General features: G+C 57.6%; 13 protein-coding genes, 2 tRNA genes and 1 pseudogene. 10 read left to right on the top strand and 6 right to left on the bottom strand.

Translation table 11 applies throughout. From position 1 onward, the window contains the following. Window positions 1-344 precede the first annotated feature (344 nt). On the bottom strand, window positions 345-2,015 hold the full coding sequence (gene pgm / locus EII11_RS08675; RefSeq protein WP_124871627.1) for a phosphoglucomutase (alpha-D-glucose-1,6-bisphosphate-dependent): 1,671 nt from the start codon (window positions 2,013-2,015) through the stop codon (window positions 345-347). Window positions 2,016-2,186: 171 nt separating this feature from the next. After that, window positions 2,187-4,640: an ExeM/NucH family extracellular endonuclease gene (locus EII11_RS08670; protein ID WP_240623122.1), complete on the bottom strand. Its 2,454-nt coding sequence runs from the start codon at window positions 4,638-4,640 to the stop codon at window positions 2,187-2,189. Window positions 4,641-5,019: 379 nt separating this feature from the next. On the opposite strand from EII11_RS08670, the gene EII11_RS08665 reads away from it, so the two are divergent. Both EII11_RS08665 and EII11_RS08660 read left to right on the top strand, forming a co-directional pair. Beyond that, a tRNA-Ser gene (locus tag EII11_RS08665) sits at window positions 5,020-5,109 on the top strand. A gap of 83 nt (window positions 5,110-5,192) precedes the next feature. Beyond that, window positions 5,193-5,282, top strand: a tRNA-Ser gene (locus EII11_RS08660). A gap of 647 nt (window positions 5,283-5,929) precedes the next feature. On the opposite strand, the gene EII11_RS08655 is transcribed toward EII11_RS08660, so the two are convergent. Further along, entirely contained in the window at window positions 5,930-6,976 is a 1,047-nt protein-coding gene (locus tag EII11_RS08655) for a hypothetical protein (RefSeq protein WP_124871621.1), read from the bottom strand. A gap of 328 nt (window positions 6,977-7,304) precedes the next feature. Here EII11_RS08655 and rbsK point away from each other — a divergent pair, with 328 nt between their 5' ends. The 6 genes from rbsK (at window position 7,305) to EII11_RS08625 (ending at window position 13,936) form a co-directional block, all read left to right on the top strand. Continuing rightward, complete coding sequence (gene rbsK, locus EII11_RS08650) at window positions 7,305-8,222, top strand: ribokinase (protein WP_124871619.1); 918 nt, start codon at window positions 7,305-7,307, stop codon at window positions 8,220-8,222. A gap of 361 nt (window positions 8,223-8,583) precedes the next feature. After that, window positions 8,584-9,648, top strand: a complete 1,065-nt coding sequence (locus tag EII11_RS08645; protein WP_124871616.1) for an autoinducer 2 ABC transporter substrate-binding protein — start codon at window positions 8,584-8,586, stop codon at window positions 9,646-9,648. A gap of 116 nt (window positions 9,649-9,764) precedes the next feature. Further along, window positions 9,765-11,291 carry a sugar ABC transporter ATP-binding protein gene (locus EII11_RS08640; RefSeq protein WP_124871613.1) on the top strand — a complete coding sequence of 509 codons (1,527 nt, stop codon included), beginning with the start codon at window positions 9,765-9,767 and terminating at the stop codon, window positions 11,289-11,291. Between the two features lies 1 nt (window position 11,292). Then, window positions 11,293-12,303 carry an ABC transporter permease gene (locus EII11_RS08635; protein WP_124871610.1) on the top strand — a complete coding sequence of 337 codons (1,011 nt, stop codon included), beginning with the start codon at window positions 11,293-11,295 and terminating at the stop codon, window positions 12,301-12,303. Window positions 12,304-12,320: 17 nt separating this feature from the next. Next, window positions 12,321-13,364, top strand: a complete 1,044-nt coding sequence (locus EII11_RS08630) for an ABC transporter permease (RefSeq protein ID WP_124871608.1) — start codon at window positions 12,321-12,323, stop codon at window positions 13,362-13,364. Further along, window positions 13,361-13,936, top strand: a complete 576-nt coding sequence (locus EII11_RS08625; RefSeq protein ID WP_240623121.1) for an RpiB/LacA/LacB family sugar-phosphate isomerase — start codon at window positions 13,361-13,363, stop codon at window positions 13,934-13,936. The genes EII11_RS08630 and EII11_RS08625 overlap by 4 nt, the downstream gene beginning before the upstream one ends. 174 nt (window positions 13,937-14,110) lie before the next feature. Here EII11_RS08625 and EII11_RS08620 read toward each other — a convergent pair whose 3' ends face one another. The 3 genes from EII11_RS08620 to EII11_RS08610 form a co-directional block, all read right to left on the bottom strand. Beyond that, on the bottom strand, window positions 14,111-14,323 hold the full coding sequence (locus EII11_RS08620) for a hypothetical protein (protein ID WP_124871605.1): 213 nt from the start codon (window positions 14,321-14,323) through the stop codon (window positions 14,111-14,113). A 129-nt stretch (window positions 14,324-14,452) separates the two neighbouring features. After that, on the bottom strand, window positions 14,453-14,641 hold the full coding sequence (locus tag EII11_RS08615) for a hypothetical protein (RefSeq protein WP_124871602.1): 189 nt from the start codon (window positions 14,639-14,641) through the stop codon (window positions 14,453-14,455). After that, on the bottom strand, window positions 14,638-14,859 hold the full coding sequence (locus tag EII11_RS08610) for a helix-turn-helix domain-containing protein (RefSeq protein ID WP_124871599.1): 222 nt from the start codon (window positions 14,857-14,859) through the stop codon (window positions 14,638-14,640). The genes EII11_RS08615 and EII11_RS08610 overlap by 4 nt, the downstream gene beginning before the upstream one ends. Before the next feature lie 91 nt (window positions 14,860-14,950). Here EII11_RS08610 and EII11_RS08605 point away from each other — a divergent pair, with 91 nt between their 5' ends. Both EII11_RS08605 and EII11_RS08600 read left to right on the top strand, forming a co-directional pair. Beyond that, window positions 14,951-15,385, top strand: a complete 435-nt coding sequence (locus EII11_RS08605) for a DUF2218 domain-containing protein (protein ID WP_124871596.1) — start codon at window positions 14,951-14,953, stop codon at window positions 15,383-15,385. A 160-nt stretch (window positions 15,386-15,545) separates the two neighbouring features. Next, window positions 15,546-16,579, top strand: a pseudogene (locus EII11_RS08600) (virulence RhuM family protein). Window positions 16,580-16,777: the final 198 nt, after the last annotated feature.

Below are 16,777 nucleotides of genomic sequence, written 5' to 3'. Positions count from 1 at the left end.
GGGGCTCGGGCCGCGAGATTTTCACATGTCTAAAGATAGACACTTTTGCCTGATCCCACCATTGTTATGACAGCGTTGAGCGGATCCGAATCCCTGCGCACCCAGATGTGCAGTCAAGGATTTTCGCGCCTACTAAACGGCGTTTTTTGCCTGGACGCACACGTGGGAACCCGTCAGATACCAACGGGCACGACACGCGGGACACTGCACGAACACGGCATTAGCCAGGTATGAACACACAAAAACTGCCCGAACGAATGGGGCCCGCCGCTTGAAAGCGGCGGGCCCCGATCAGGCAGCTCAGTGCTCTGTCACGTCGGCTCAGTCAGCCAAACCACATCAGATCAATTACTCAAAGCATCAGCCACAAGTTTCTTCGCAGCCTCTTGCACCTCAGCCAGATGCTCAGGGCCTTGGAAGGATTCGGCATAGATCTTGTAGACATCCTCCGTGCCAGAGGGACGAGCAGCAAACCATGCGGAGTCAGTCGTAACCTTCAAGCCACCAATAGCGGCATCGTTACCCGGCGCACGCACCAGCTTGGCGGTGATGGGATCGCCAGCCAGTTCCGTCGCGGTGACATCCTCGGGAGACAGGGCTGCAAGCTTCGCCTTTTCTTCACGGTTGGCAGCAGCATCAATGCGGGCGTAAACCGACGCCCCGAAACGCTCAACCTGCTCTTGATGAAGCTGGGAGGGGGTCTTGCCGGTCACTGCGGTGATCTCTGCAGCTAGGAGGGCCAAGATGATGCCATCCTTGTCGCTTGACCACACGGAACCGTCCTTACGCAGGAAGGATGCTCCGGCAGATTCCTCGCCGCCAAAACCCACCGTGCCAGTCAGCAGACCGGGCACAAAATACTTAAAGCCCACGGGCACCTCAACCAGCTCGCGGCCCATAGACGCCACCACCCGGTCAATCAATGCCGAAGACACGAGGGTCTTGCCCACAGCAGCGGTGGCCGGCCAGTTCGGACGATGAGTGAAGAGGTACTCGATCGCCACAGCCAGGTAATGGTTCGGGTTCATCAAGCCATCAGCAGTGACAATGCCGTGACGGTCAGAGTCAGCATCATTACCGGTAGCAATGTCGTAGGGAGTGTTGCCGTCCTCGTCAGGTGTCATTACCTGACGCAGGGAGGCCATCGCGTATGGCGAGGAGCAATCCATGCGGATCTTCCCATCCCAGTCCAGGGTCATGAAGGGCCATGCGGGATCCACGGTCGGATTCACGACCGTCAGATCCAGGTCGTAACGTTCGGCAATTGCCGCCCAGTAGTCAACGGCAGCGCCACCCAGAGGATCAGCGCCGATACGCACTCCGGCCTCGCGAATCGCATCAATGTCAATGACATCGGCAAGCTGATCAACGTAGTTCGACAGGAAGTCGTAGTTCTCCACACAGGGGTGAGAGAGCAGGTCGGCACCAATCGTGCGAGGCACCTCGCGCCAGCCACTCTCAAGGATTTCATTGGCACGAGCAGCAATCCAACTGGTGGCATCCGAATCAGCAGGGCCACCATGAGGCGGGTTGTACTTGAAACCACCGTCACGGGGAGGGTTGTGCGAGGGCGTGACGACAATACCGTCAGCCAAGCCTGGGCCCTCGGTGCGTAGATTATGGGGAGCACCATTCGCGCACAGGATTGCCACCGATACGGCGGGGGTGGGGGTGTAGGCGCGGGCAGCGACCTTCACCTGTACGCCCGCGGCGGTGAGGACTTCAATAGCGGAACGCCATGCCGGTTCAGAGAGGGCATGGGTGTCACGACCAATAAAGAGGGGGCCATCAATACCTTGGGAGGCGCGGTATTCAATGATGGCTTTCGTGGTGGCCACAATGTGGGCCTCGTTGAATGCCGAGTCCAGGGATGAGCCGCGGTGACCGGAAGTGCCAAAGACGACGCGCTGGTCGGGATTGGTCGGGTCAGGCTCACGTTCGTAATAGGCATTGACGACGGCGTTGACGTCAATGAGGTCTTCGGGCAGGGCGCGGGTTCCAGCTCTTTCATGCATAGGTTAAGTGTGGCACGCCCACCCCGTGCTCTGCATCTCACTGAACGCTCAGAGTGACCGGCAGCGTTCCTCCGCTTACTTTCCTCCTATAGCTGCAGCCCCTGCAATCCTGTGCCACATGGGCGAGGAAAGCAGGGGCTGCAGTGAGCGTAAGCGTCAGGACGTGGCGCTTCAGGCGCGTCGACGCAGGACGAGGCTGACACCCGCCGCAGCAGTCAGAGCAGCCGCAGCGAGGGCAATGCTCACACCGGTGGCACCGGTTGCTGCGAGTTTGCCATTGCTGCCCTTCTTCCCTGGCTTGCCTGAGGCCTTCGCCCCTGCGTCAGCCTTCTTGCCTGCGTCAGTACCGGGCGTGACAGAAGGATTCTTATCCTTCTGGGACTGGTCCGGCTGGGGCTGCGGCTGAGGCTGGGGCTGCGGTTGCGGTTGCGGTTGCGGCTGAGGTTGGGGTTGCGGCTGGGGTTGAGGCTGGGGCTGAGGTTGCGGTTGAGCCTGCTTGTCCTTCACAACATTCAATCCCACAATCTCAGGGTTGTGATCGGAGGAACGGTAGGGGTTGTCGGCCTCGAATGTCAGATGCGCGTTCGTATTCGCACGCGAGTATTCGAGCGCCACCGCCTCTTGCGCATTCAACGCCCACGAGGCCACGCCCGCCACCAGCTTGTCAGCGGCAGCGTTGGCCAGAACGTGATCCAAGGAGCCCACACGACCACCGTAGACGTAGGAGGCTGAGGTCTCACCCGACTTATGCACCCATCCGGCCTCGGTCAGGACGCGGATGGGATCTTCCTTGGAGTAGGAGTTGAAATCGCCCACCAGCAGGGTCGGCTTGCTGGCAAATTGTTCAGCGAAGGCAGCAAGGGCCTTGGCCTGTTCGACACGCAGGGGGTTGTTGTTTCCCTGGCCGTCACCGGCGTCCTTATTGTTCATGCCGGGAACATTGGACACACTGCCCTTGGACTTGAAGTGGTTGACGATCACCACGAAGTTCGTGCCCTCTTGTGCGTCGGTGACGACAGGAGCAAACTCCTGGGCTAGAGGTTGGCGGGCAAGATTGGTGAAGATATCGTGATCGAGAATCTTCGACTCGCCCACCGGGCTGACAGCAGCCTTCTTGTAAATGAACGCCACGCGGATGAAGTCTTCATGAGCGGGGACAGTAGCGGGGCTCAGAACCGGCGCCCACACCTCGGCACCTGCGGCCTCGTTGAGAGCGGCAACCAGGGCTTTCAGAGCGCCGTCGCGGTCGGCACCAAGCTTGGCACCGTTTTCGATTTCTTCAAGGGCGACAACATCAGCCTTGAGAGCGCTAATGGCCTGAACAATCTTGGTCTGCTGGTTTTTAAAAGCAGCCTTCGAGTACGCGCCACGAACCGTGCATTCCTTCGCGGTCAGGCCGTTGCCTTCGCGGTCCTCGTGCGCCTTGCATCCCTTCTCATCTTCGCCCAAATGAATGAAATAGTTGAGCACATTGAAGGTCGCCACCTTCACAGCACCCTCAACGGCGGGTACCGCGGGACGCTCACCACTGATGGTGACGGGCGAACGGTCGGGATGGCCGGCCACCATCTGAGTTGGCTGGAAAGCGAAACCGTTATCACGCGAATCCAACAGAACGGGCTTTGTGAACTGAACGTGGTAGCCGACGCGGGCGGGAACCTCGTTTGACAGGTAGGCGTAGGCGGCCTCTTGGGCCTTCTTGCTCTGCAGGTAGGTCGTCGTACCGTCATCGAGGACGATCGTCTTTGCGGCGTTTTCGGCCTCGTACTGGCGGGCCTCATCGCCGGGGGCAACGACGTCGGTGGCCTGCTTGAGCGGCTCCGTGCCGGGGGTGAGGGTCAGCGTGCCCTCTTGATGAACCTTGTAGTTATCGGTGATGGTCCATGTGCCCTGGGGTGCGACGAGCATGCCCTCAAGAGCTTCCTTCTGGGCTTCCGTGGGCACTCCCGTCAGCGGAGTGGGCGTGACGGGGTCGCAGGCAGACTCGACGGTGACCTTCGGGGAAGTAAGCTGAGTGAGGCTCTGGTGGGTAGGAAGAACCTTCTGCGGCTTCCCATTCTTCTTGGGGAGCCTGACGTACTCGGCAACCTTACCTTTCACCGTCACGCACTGGCCGACCTGGGGGATTTCCATCTTCTTCTTGCCAACGTAAACGAAGATGGCGTCCGAGGCCGCGCGGGCAGGGTCCCATGCGCCTCCGGTTCCCGGGGTCTGGATGTAGAAGCCCTCAATGGTGGGGGTCAGGCCGCCTTCGCCAGCGGGGAATGCGGCTGTCACAACACCGGTCGTGGTGACGCTCGTATTGATCAGCGCTGAATCGTCAGCTTCACCTGGCGTCTGGATAGCTGGAATCGGCGTGATTGCGGCAGCATTCACAGGAAGCGGGGCAACGTCGGTTTCGTCCTCGGAAGAGGAGTCGCCGGATGCAGGGGCCGAGTTAGCGTTTTCCCCTGCCGTAGCTGTTTCTGTTTGCGGGGCTTCAGTAGAGCCTTCCCCGCTTGCAGGGGCAGTATCGGACTCTTTAGTGCCCTCTTGCCCGTCGTTTCCTGATTGTGCGGGAGCGGAAGAAGCGGGTACTGATGCAGTATCAGCATCATCAGGGGCGTCAGTGGCCCACGCTGGCACAGAAGACAGGCTGAGCGCAAGGACTGCGCCACAGGCTGCATAACCGCATACTGTTCGACTCAATGGGGAAAAGGGACTGCCGGGGCGTCGCATGTGACCTCCGTTGGACATGATTGACCGTGTTTGCAGAGAAAAAGACCGTGCCCGAAGGCGTCGGCCACTGGTCACACCACTTGAACATTTTGACCACATGGATCAAAAGCAGTGCTCACAGGGTACAAAATACCCTGCGAACAGTGTGGATACACACTAATATTCGGCGCTTCGCCGGATTTATGCCACATCACGGCGCACACATCCCCTCACAGGTTGTGACCTTCAACCAGATTTTGCCCTGTGGAAAACGATCGCACGCAGGTAAGGTACACTTAATCCCGCTGGAGGGCTGACCGAGCGGCCGAAGGTGGTGGTCTTGAAAACCACTGTGTCAGCAATGGCACCGGGGGTTCGAATCCCTCGCCCTCCGCCAAGCGACTATTTTACGGCTGAATGCATGAGGCAATCCCACGGATTTCCTCTTCATGCGCCCAGCCCGCTAAAGTGGTCGTCACTGGAGCTGTCGCATAGTGGCCTAGTGCGCCTCCCTGCTAAGGAGGTTGGGGTGTTCGCCCCTCGCGGGTTCAAATCCCGCCAGCTCCGCCAGCAGCCCCGCGCTTCCTTCTGGAATCGCGGGGCTTTTACATGCCTTCCCTCGGCTTTGCACACCGCATTGCAGTTTGCTCACCGCATACCCCCCAGAAATGGCAACAGGACGCCCGTGAGCGGTTAGGGGTGTTTGAGTATCCAGGTGCCGACGTGTTCACCGATGAGGCACTTGCTCACTAATCCTGCGTCTTGTTGTTAATTCTGCGTCGCGTGCGGGGCAGTTTGAACAACAAGACGCATGTTTGCGAGGGTGCTGTCACAGGCGAGAGGGCGTAGACAGGCTCAGTCGAGCGCTTGCCGCAGTATGAGGCGGGTGTGATAGAGGCCAGAAGTAGGCAGTCTCCGTCTTGAATGAAGCATGCGGAGTGGCACCGAGCCTTCAAAGCGGCTACATGTGCTGCTGGGTACGCGCTCCTCCAGGAGCAAACTGCCGCAGTAACTGAACGGTTCCGTACCGTCATCAAAGAGCAAGCTCCGGCCATGCGAGATGCTGTCACTCAAGGGTACGAATAGTCAGATATATGACTGTCTGTATGCGGCGGAGATAGTAATCAGAATAAAGACTGGCAGCAAAAGTCGTCGCCACATATTCATAAGCACATGATACCAATGTGCTTATGAATAATAAATATATCGACTCAGGTTTACTTCAGACTGTCGGGCAGCTTATCAAGTGTAACCACATAACCAGTCCGAATAACAGGGATCGTTACCTCTGACTTAGGGTGCCCAAACGAAACCGGATAGTCCTCTGGGTTTATAAGAGCCTCCATGATTCGCGTGTTACCATTAAAGTCTGGAATCTGACCCGCTGCATCACTCAACGATACGGCAGTTACCGCCTGGATAAGTGCAATATTATGAGGATTGCCATCCTTCGGAGTGACTTTAACCCAAAATGTTGGATATTTTTCACTTACAGGTGGCTTGTATCCATTCTCAAGAATGCCGATCACTGCCACATCCTCGTCAGAGATGCGTACGGTTCGCGTTTCTGGCTGAGTCGGCTCTTCGTTTGGATCTTGTAGCAAAGCATGGAAATGTGCTCGCTCAAACCCTAGGCTCTCGGAGTTTGGGTACGGCCTGATATGCCCCTTGAGCGCGTGAAAAGTCTTATAGTTAATCTCCTGTACCCTATCTTGCTTGCCATTATGAAACGCCTCAAGATTTGCTAATACAGGGAATAGATATTGAGCGCTTAGTGCCGAATTGAGATCTTTGTCACTGCATGTAAGTATGTCGCTACCAAATATTGGATTAGCGCTGTTGTCGAGGCGGTCGTCTAGTCCAACGTAATTATTTTGCAAAACTTGTCTAGAGTCCTCTTCTGTATGCTTAAGATATAGCGCCGCAATAAACTGTGCCCGTTTCTCAAGGTCTTCGTCGGTGTCACTTTCACCAATTACTTGAGTTACTTCTATATCCTGTTTATACCAATTATCGATCACCTCTTTATAGTCCGGTCGGTTTTCTGGCTTCTTGTACTCTGCTTGTGGCTGTTCAGTTTCTGTCGTCGCGTCGCTTTCTGGTGTTTCTACGACCTCGGTGCTTTGCGTCGCGAAGTCGTCAGACGATGCATTCGTCGAGGCACAGCCAGACAAAGTAGAGAGCGCCAGGATGGCGCTTGCAACTACCAGGGGGCGCCACAAGAGCAACGGATTATGTATCGAGTGAGTGTAGCTGGTTGACATTGTGGCTCCCCTTCACCGGACTGCTTGTTGATTCTTGTGACATGTTACATGATTTGTGCCGTCTCAGACAGGAATTTTTCCCCCATAAAACGCCGCAATCTACATGTAAGCGTGGCGCATAAATATTTGCGCAGGTCAATTCATTTTGTCCCACAGCAGACCCCTATGTACCCCACGCACCCTCCTCATTCCTGGCGAAAGTCGGTCGATTGTGCGCGAAGAAAGAGCGCACACCCGATCGCCTGTAGTACTGTCCTTGTCACATACAACATGCAGCGCATACACCGACGTGTGCCTGACAGGACTCACCGCCACAAGGAGACCGACCGTGGACATCGCAGTCATCGGTTCAAACAATATTGACCTCATCACCTACATCACCCGCATGCCCGAAGAAGGCGAAACCATTGAGGCCCCCGACTTCCGCCTCGGCTTTGGTGGAAAAGGATCCAACCAGGCCATTGCCGCCGCCCGCCTGGGCTCCTCAATCCTCATGGTGACCTGCGTAGGAGATGACCTCTTTGCCAACTCCACCATGCAGAACTATCGCGATAACGGCATTGACACCCGCTACGTCAAGCAGGTGCCCGGCGCCTCTGGCGTTGCCCCGATCTTCGTTGACCCCCAAGCTCGTAACTCCGTCATTATCGTCAAGGGCGCAAACAACGCCCTCACCCCCGACGATCTTGAAGCCGCAGCAGAGGATATTGCCCGCTGCGAACTGATTGTTCTGCAATTAGAGATTCACCTCGACACTGTTCGCGCAGCTATTGCCCTGGGCAATCGACTGAACGTGCCCGTACTGCTGAATCCCGCCCCCGCAACGAAGGAACTCGAAGTGGAGTGGGTGGCCCGCTGTGAATACTTCATGCCCAATGAAACCGAGCTTGCTCTGCTCACCGACATGCCGGTAAGCAACCTTGATGAGATTCGCGAGGCCGCCCGCACCCTGCTGGCTTCAGGATGCGGCAACGTCATCGTCACCATGGGTGAGCGCGGCGTTCTCTGGCTGGGCTCACATGGCGAGGAACTACACGTACCGCAGTTGAGCGTCAACGCCGTCGATACCGTGGGGGCGGGGGATGCCTTCATCGGATGCTTTGCCCATTGCATCACTGACGGGCGAAGCATTGAGGACTCTTTACGGACAGCCAACGCCTACGCGGCTCATTCGGTGACAGGCCACGGCACGCAGACCTCGTATGCGACGGCTGCTGAGTTTAAAGAGTGGCTCGCTGAACACTGATTCTGAGGCGCCCCTCTTCTTGGGAAGAAACTCCGTTCTTTCGGCCGTCATTAGGTGAATTTTTTGGTGCGATTGGGGCATCCAAATCATCTCGGAATGATAACGATTGCACGCTATTTTTCAAGGGAAAAGGGGTGGCATCGGCACAATTGCAGGGAATAGCACCCGCTTTCCTCTATGCAAATTTTGCACGCTTGAATTTTTGTGTACCTTCTCCCACACTTTTGAGGATTGGAGCCGGTATCCTCATGCCAAGCCTCCCGCGCACAGTAGCGCGACGGCACAGAGCCTCTCGCTCTCATACCCGGCCAAAGACGGCCAGGCACCTTCTGTCAACGCCGATAGATCACAGGAAAAGAATATGAAGCTCACAAAGTTCTCCCGCAATGCCCTCGTTGCAGCAGCAGCCCTGGGCCTCACCCTCACCGCCTGCACCACCGGCGGCAGTGACACAGGAACCTCCAGCGCCGACGGCGCAACTCCCGCACCCGCAGCGAGCAGCGGTGACCACTCCATCGTCATCGTCCCCAAGGACTCCACCAACCCCTGGTTCGTGCGCATGGAAACCGGCGTCAAAAAGTTCGCTGAAGACACCGGCATCAACGCCTACCAAAAAGGCCCCGCCGAAACAGACGCCACCCAGCAGGCACAGGTCATCCAAGACCTCATCGCCCAGGGTGTCTCCGCCATCGGCGTCGTCCCCGTTGACCCAGGCGTGCTTGAGCCCGTCCTCAAGGAAGCCATGGATGCGGGCATCATCGTCATCACCCACGAAGGCGCCTCGCAAGAAAACACCATGTACGACATCGAAGCCTTCAACAACTCGGCCTACGGCGCGTTCATCATGGACAACCTCGCCAAAGCCATGGGTGAAGAAGGCGTCTACACCACCATGGTCGGCCACGTCACCAACGCCTCCCACAACGAATGGGCAGACGGCGGCGTCGAACACGCCAAGAAGACCTACCCCAAGATGACCCTCCTGGAAGCCAACCCCCGCGTCGAATCCAACGACGACGGCGAAAGCGCCTACCAGGCCGCAAAGGAACTGCTCAAGACCTACCCCGAACTGAAGGGCATCATGGGCACCTCCTCCTTCGACGCCCCCGGCGTCGCCCGCGCCATCGAAGAACTCGGCCTGACCGGCAAGGTCTTCACCGCAGGCACCGGCATGCCCGCCGCCAACGCTGAAATCCTCAAGAAGGACCTCGTCTCGGCCCTCACCCTGTGGGATCCCGCCGACGCCGGCTACGCCATGGCTTCCCTGGCCAATAAGATCCTCAACGGCGAAGAAGTCAAGGACGGCATCAACCTGGGCGTCCCCGGCTACGAAAACATGAAGTTCGCTGAAGGCTCCACCAAGGTCCTCGAAGGCAACGGCTGGATCACCATCAACAAAGACAACGTTGACAGCTTCGGCTTCTAACCCCCTCTGAGCCACTGGGCCGGGTGAGCTACACTCACCCGGCCCACAACTCACCCCCTCACGATCCGGCCCGCAACGACGCGGGCACCACGGTTACTGTTGGAAAGAGCGGCCCCATGACCGAACAACACACTGCCACACCACTGATTTCGGTGTCGCAAATCAACAAGTCTTTCAAGGGCGTCCACGCCCTCAAAGACATTAACCTCGACATTGCCCCCGGCGAAATCCACTGCCTCGCCGGCGAAAACGGCTCCGGGAAATCCACCCTCATCAAAGTCATCTCCGGCGTGCACGCCCCCGACTCAGGCACCATCACCATCGCCGGGCGCAGCTTTGAAAAAATGACCCCCCTAGAAGCTATCGACGCTGGCGTACAAGTCATCTACCAAGACTTTTCCGTCTTCCCCAACCTCACGGTCATGGAAAACCTCGCCCTGAATAGCGAAGTCGCCGCCGGACGGAAAATCGCCAACTGGAAACGCTTCCGCCAAATCGCCCAAAAAGCCCTCGCCACCATCGGCATCACCATCGACCTTGATGCCCGCGTTGGAGACCTCTCAGTTGCCGACAAGCAGCTCGTCGCCATCTGCCGCGCCCTCGTCAGCGACGCCAAGCTGCTCATCATGGACGAACCCACCACAGCGCTCACCAAACGCGAAGTCGCAGCACTCTTCAGCATCGTCCTCGAACTACAAAAACGAGGCATGGCAATCCTCTTCGTCTCCCACAAACTCGAAGAGGTCTTCGAAATCGCCGACCGCTTCACCATCATCCGAAACGGTCAACACATCATCACCTGCGACAAACACGAACTCGACCGGCGCTCCTTCGCCCGCTACATGACCGGACGCGACTTCGACGAAAGCCGCTTCATCCCCGGCGAACTCAGCCCCGCACCCGTTCTCTCCGCCCGAAACATCAGCCTCGAAGGCGCCTTCAGCGACGTGTCCTTCGACCTGCACGGCGGAGAAATCCTCGGCATCACCGGACTGCTCGGCTCAGGCCGCACCGAACTCGCCATGGCACTCTTTGGCGCCTACGGCATCGACTCAGGCACACTCACCCTCAAAGGCGAAAACGTCACCTTCAACAACGTCGGTGACGCCATGAAAGCAGGCATCGCCTACGTCCCCGAAGACCGCCTCACCGAAGGCCTCTTCCTCGAACGCTCCATCGGCTCCAACATCACCGTCTCCATCATGGACAACTTCGCCGGCGCCCTCGGCATCCTCGACCGAGACGCCATGACCGCCGAACAACACCGCTGGGTAGCAGACATTGGCGTGGCCACCAAAGACCCCACCAACGCTGTCAACACCCTCTCCGGCGGCAACCAACAAAAAGTCGTCCTCGCTAAATGGCTCGCCCAAAAACCCGACGTCCTCATCCTCAACGGCCCAACCGTAGGCGTCGACATCGGCTCCAAACACACAATCCACAGCATCATCCGCGAGCTAGCCGCCCAAGGCATGGCCGTCATCATCATCTCCGACGACATCGCCGAAGTCCTCGACAACTGCAACCGCCTCCTCATCATGAAAGCCGGGCGACTCTCTGGCGAGGCCAACCCCGCGACCACCTCCGAAAAAGAACTATCCGACATGATCGCCTCCGACGCCGACCTTGAAGGAGTGAAGTGACATGAATAAACTCCGCTCACGCCTACTGCGCTCCAACGAGTTCTACGTCGCACTCGTCATCCTCGCCGTCGCCCTGATCATTCAGGCGCGCTCGGGCCAGTTTTTCACCAGCAATAACCTCGTCGACATCGCCAACGCCATGGTCGTACCCGGCCTCTTCGCCATCGGCACCCACCTGGTCCTCGTCTCCGGCGGCATCGACGTGTCCTTCCCAGCCCTGGCTTCGCTCGCGGTGTACGCCACCACGCGATTCCTCGTCGACCAAGGCTTTGAAGGACCCGTCATCATTCCCTTCCTCATGGCCATGGCACTAGGTGCCCTCCTTGGCGCCTTCAACGGCTTATTCACCTCACGCCTGACCGTACCCACACTGATCATCACCCTGGGCACTGCCTCAGTATTCAACGGTGTCATGCAAGGGGCTTTGGCATCCGTTCAGATCCCGAACATTCCCCCCTCTATGAAAGCCTTCGGCGCATCAAACCTCTTTGTCGCAACGAACCCAACCTCGGGGTTGACCTCGCCAATGCCCACCAGCTTCCTCCTACTCGTCGCAGTACTGGCGGTGGCCTTCTTCATCACCCGCTACACCATGTTCGGACGCGGTATCTTCGCCATCGGAGGCGACCGGGCAGCAGCAGAACGCGCCGGATTTAACGTCCAACGCACACTATTCCTCCTCTACATCCTGGTCGGCATAATCGCAGCCCTTGCAGGCATGGTACGCACCAGCGCCATGGGACAAATGCACCCCACCAACCTGCTGGGCATGGAAATGATGGTCATTGCAGCCGTTGTCCTAGGCGGCACCGCCATTACCGGCGGCACCGGCTCACTCACAGGCGCCATGCTCGGCACCGCACTGATCGTCATCGTCCAAAACTCCATGATCCTCATGGGCATCTCGACCTTCTGGCAACGCTTCGCCCTGGGCCTACTGGTCATCATCGGCACCGGCGTTTCCGCCATGCAGATCTCCCGCTCGCGCGGCCGACAACTGAAGTCCGCATAAGGAAAGGGGTACTCACCATGACTGCTGCAACCGCACCCGCTCGCCTGGGAATACGCGACCGCCTTGCACGCGACCCCTACCTCACCCGCATGATTATCGTGCTGGTCGCCCTGCTGGCCTTCTTCGCCATCGTCAAACCCGGCCAATTCTTTGGCCTACGCACCTGGACCGGCATGGCCGTACAATTCCCAGAATTTGGCATCATGGCCCTGGGCGTCATGATCACCATGTTCACCGCAGGCATTGACCTGTCCATGGTCTCGGTAGCCAACCTGACCGGCATCATCACCGCCTACACCCTCAAAGCCGCACTAACTGCTGAAGCCACCGGCACCAACTACGTCATGTCCGTCCTCATCGCCTTCCTGATGGCCATGATCGTCGGCGGCGCCTGCGGCGCATTCAACGGTTTCCTTATCTCCCGCGTGAAGATCCCACCCATCCTGGCAACCCTGGGCACCCTTGAGCTGTTCGGCGGCGTCGCCATCGTCATCTCCGAAGGTAAGGGCGTGCCCGGTTTCAAACCCTTCAGCGACGTCATCACCGGCAAACTACTGGGCGTCATCCCAATCCAACTAGTCGTGTTCCTTGTGTGCGTGGCCGTGATCGGCTCCCTGCTGACCTTCACCGGATTTGGTACAAAGATCCTCATGCTCGGCACCAATGAAACCGCAGCCCGCTTTTCTGGCATGAAGGTGAACTCGCTGTTGATGCGCACCTACATCCTGTCAGGCGTGCTGGCCGGCATTGCAGGCGTCATTATGCTCGCCACCTACAACTCCGCCAAGGCCGGTAACGCCGAGCCTTACACCCTGCTAACCATCTTGATCGTGGTGCTTGGCGGTGTGAACCCCAACGGCGGTAAGGGACGCATTACCGGCGTCATCCTGGCCATCTTGACCCTGCAGATCCTGGCCTCTGGCCTGAACATGTTCCCCAACATTTCCAACTTCTACCGCCCCCTGATCTGGGGTGGCGTGCTGTTGGCCATCATCACCATGGATGAATTCAAAGGCGGGGCAGTACTGTCGCGCCTCCTGACTCGAAAGGCTGAATCATGATGCAGGCAAAGAAGACTGCTGCTGATAAGCATGTTGTAGTGGGAGCCGACTTCGCAGGCTTCCCCCTGAAAGAAGCCGTCAAGGCCCACCTGGAAGAACGCGGCTGGACCGTCACCGATATGACGCCAGTTCTGGAAGACTGTCCGATGTACCACCGAGTAGGTTTCCTGGTGGGCGCACAGATTGCCGAGGGCGAATTTGACCGCGCGCTCGCCTTCTGCGGCACCGGCATGGGTATTCACATTGCGGCCTCGAAGGTGCCCCACGTCCACGCCGCCGTGGCCGAGTCGCTGCCTTCTGCTCGCCGCGCGGCTGCTGCCAATGGCGCAAACCTACTGGCCATGGGCGCATTCTTCACCGCCCCACCCCTGGCGATGGCCATGGCCGACGCCTTCTTGGAATCCTCCCTGGGGTCGGGCTATGAGGATTGGGACGGCTTCTACGAGTACCACCTGATCGGCTTTGAAGACTGCGAAAACTTCGACTACGAGGCCTACAAAGCCAATGGCTTCGAGGTGCCTAACGCCCGGTATTGGGACCTGGGGCCAGCGCCGAAGGGGCTGGCGTTCTAGGTCGAAGTGGCTAGTGCGCGCATCCAATGGAGGGAGCGGACTAGTCGGTAGTCCAGTTACGTGACAGTTGCGACTTTTTGTGACGGCTATAGGGGTCACAAAAAGTCGCAACTGCTACGCCGTGCAACAAGTGCTCCACAACTATTGCTGACGAGGGCGATGCTGTGCAGACTCTCAATCGCAGAGGGTGTGCACAGCGCCAAGACGCTGAGAAAGGGACTGCTCCATCATCGCGATTTCTCGCTGAGCAATTCCCTTCAGCGCAGCTATCTGGCGCCACTGTGAAGCTGCCGCGGCTATTCGGCGAATTCTTGCTTCCGCCTGCTCAACACTGAGGCTACATTCCGCAGCAAAGTCCATCAGCATCTCAGCCTCTTCTGGCATCATTTCTGCACCAAAAGGGGAAACTTCGCGATAGCGAGGTGTACGCCCCTCGTCACGCGCAGCGAGAGGTTCTGCTTTATCAATGAGATTTCTTCCCCACCGCTCCGGAGCACTGTCACCAAAGGCCGGTAGTCATCCGTCGAAGTATTGCGCCCCAGCAACAAGTTGCAACGAGGGGTCAATGTTCATCCCACCTTGGGAGAGGTAGGAGGCCTCGTCAACGAAGGTCGTGGAGACTTTACGTCTGTCGCGCGTGAAGAAGGCCCGACCGACAAGGCGCATTCCATGGGCGTCATCTGCATAGATTTCGACCTCAGTCATCGAGCCCTCCTTTTGTGTATTGCGCCTACGCGGAGCCTTCCGATTTCTGAGTTCAGAGGATCAACACTGTTGACAACAGCATCGAGCTGCCCAAGTGCGCGAAGGACCTGGGCGACGTTGGAAAAGCTCACTGAAAGCTCTCCGTTTTCGATCTTGCGAAGAGTTTGCCTGGAAATATCCGCCCGCTCACACACCTGCTGAGCGGTCAGCCCGAGCACCCCCTCTCGCGTATGCCTCCCCCAAGCTGAATGTCACAGCCACACAGCGGGATCCACCGGGCATAGCAGATGAAGTTAGGTGGATAGCCTTATGACTTCTGCATTGACGGCTTCGCCCTCGTCCCTCACCCTCACATCTCGCGCTCAGGTCGCCACCGATCGTCCTGTCCGCTACGCCAAGCAGCTTGTCGCTCACATGGGTCGCAAACTTCAAGCCGACTGGGATAGCGAGGCCGAACAGGGCTACCTCAACTTCATTCGCGAGGACGAACTTGCCGCCTCCTGTGCGCTAAAGGCCCAGGACGGCACCCTCGTTATGGAGATTTCACTGCCCAACTCCCCCGCCGCTGACGATCTTGCCCACATTGAACAGGTTGTCGGTATTCACCTGGCGCGTTTTGGTTCCAAGGATTCTCTGGCTGTGCAGTGGCAGCGCGAGGACGGGAGTGCGGGCACCTCGCAAGGCCCATTAACCCCCGAAGAGGTTGCCGCCCACCACCGCGCGAAGGAAGAACGCGGCACATGAAGCATCTGAATATTGCCTGCTCTCAGGTGCATCTCCAAAAAGTTATCCACAGGGGAGCCGTTCGTTACGCATTAGCTCTTCAAGGAGAGACAATGGAAGATGTCCTGCACTACGACGGACGCAGAGTAAAAGTCGAGTTGCGAGCCATCCGGGGGTATCCATGACCAGCATGCCGTCAGTCCGTCACTCTTCCCAGCACTTCCTCATCTTCACAACCGATGCGAATTCCAGCCTTGAAGTACGTTACGAAGATGGCACTATATGGTTGACTCAGAAAGCTCTAGCAGAACTCTTCGACGTTGATGTCAGAACCATTAACGAGCACTTGCTTAACATCTACGACTCCGGCGAACTGCAGATGGATCGAACTGTCCGGAATTTCCGGATAGTTCGATCCGAGGGCACCCGCGAGGTCACTCGATCAATCAAGCATTATGACCTTGATGCCATAATCTCTGTTGGTTACCGCGTCAACTCCATCCGTGCGACGCAGTTCAGGCAGTGGGCCACCAAAGTACTGCGAGACTTCACCTTACGAGGTTTTGTGATTGACCGAGAGCACATGGAATCAGGAGAGATTCTGGGCGTTGATTACTTTGAGCAGCTCCTACAACAGATTCGCGAGATTCGTCTATCCGAAAGACGCCTCTACCAAAAGATCACGGACATCTACTCCACCGCCGTTGACTACTCCTCAGATTCGCCAACAACGCGCCGATTCTTCTCGACTATTCAGAATAAACTGCATTTCGCTGTGCATGGACAGACGGCAGCTGAACCCATCAAAGCCCGTGCAGATGCCACCAAACCTCATATGGGACTGACATCTTGGCACAACGCCCCCAAGGAAAGATACTTCCAGCGGATGTTACGGTTGGCAAAAACTACCTCACTCGCGAGGAGTTAGATGAACTAGGACGGATTGTCGAGGCCTATCTGAACCTGGCAGAGTCTCAAGCTAAGCGCCATCTGATAACAACCATGGAGCAGTGGGCTACCCTCCTTGATCAAGTTCTCACGCTTGATAGCCGAGAGATTCTTGACCATGCCGGAAAGCTCACCAAAAAAGCTGCGGATCAACATGCTCTCGCACAATATGCAGCTTTCCGGGAGCAACAAGACCATAACTATGTCAGCGATTACGACCGTTTTGCTGACGAAGCTGTAAAAGCCCTCGAGCAAAGGCACCCATAGTCAACGGATTTTCACGATTTCTCCATAGCCACAGAAGAAGTGCGGATGTCGAAACGAACCGTCACCGCACACCCGAAGCAGAGGCAAAAACAGTAGAAAACCCCTCCTGAGCAGCACCAGACACAAATGGGATCAGCTTGGCGAAGGCGGCCAGATGCGCCGGCACCGCATTCATCTTGTTTCTGACGGGGATGGATA

Source organism: Schaalia canis (genome assembly GCF_003858455.1).
GTDB classification, from domain to species: Bacteria; Actinomycetota; Actinomycetes; order Actinomycetales; family Actinomycetaceae; genus Pauljensenia; species Pauljensenia canis.
The sequence above is the reverse complement of the archived record's forward strand: the minus strand, read 5'-3'. Positions and strand labels throughout refer to the sequence as shown.

Excerpts from the sequence above, each read along its gene's own strand:
- EII11_RS08640 (WP_124871613.1), top strand. The coding sequence starts at position 9,765 with ATGACCGAACAACACACTGCCACACCACTGATTTCGGTGTCGCAAATC.
- pgm (WP_124871627.1), bottom strand. The coding sequence starts at position 2,015 with ATGCATGAAAGAGCTGGAACCCGCGCCCTGCCCGAAGACCTCATTGAC.
- EII11_RS08605 (WP_124871596.1), top strand. The coding sequence starts at position 14,951 with ATGACTTCTGCATTGACGGCTTCGCCCTCGTCCCTCACCCTCACATCT.
- EII11_RS08655 (WP_124871621.1), bottom strand. The coding sequence starts at position 6,976 with ATGTCAACCAGCTACACTCACTCGATACATAATCCGTTGCTCTTGTGG.
- EII11_RS08645 (WP_124871616.1), top strand. The coding sequence starts at position 8,584 with ATGAAGCTCACAAAGTTCTCCCGCAATGCCCTCGTTGCAGCAGCAGCC.
- EII11_RS08625 (WP_240623121.1), top strand. The coding sequence starts at position 13,361 with ATGATGCAGGCAAAGAAGACTGCTGCTGATAAGCATGTTGTAGTGGGA.
- EII11_RS08615 (WP_124871602.1), bottom strand. The coding sequence starts at position 14,641 with ATGACTGAGGTCGAAATCTATGCAGATGACGCCCATGGAATGCGCCTT.
- EII11_RS08620 (WP_124871605.1), bottom strand. The coding sequence starts at position 14,323 with ATGATGCCAGAAGAGGCTGAGATGCTGATGGACTTTGCTGCGGAATGT.
- EII11_RS08635 (WP_124871610.1), top strand. The coding sequence starts at position 11,293 with ATGAATAAACTCCGCTCACGCCTACTGCGCTCCAACGAGTTCTACGTC.
- EII11_RS08630 (WP_124871608.1), top strand. The coding sequence starts at position 12,321 with ATGACTGCTGCAACCGCACCCGCTCGCCTGGGAATACGCGACCGCCTT.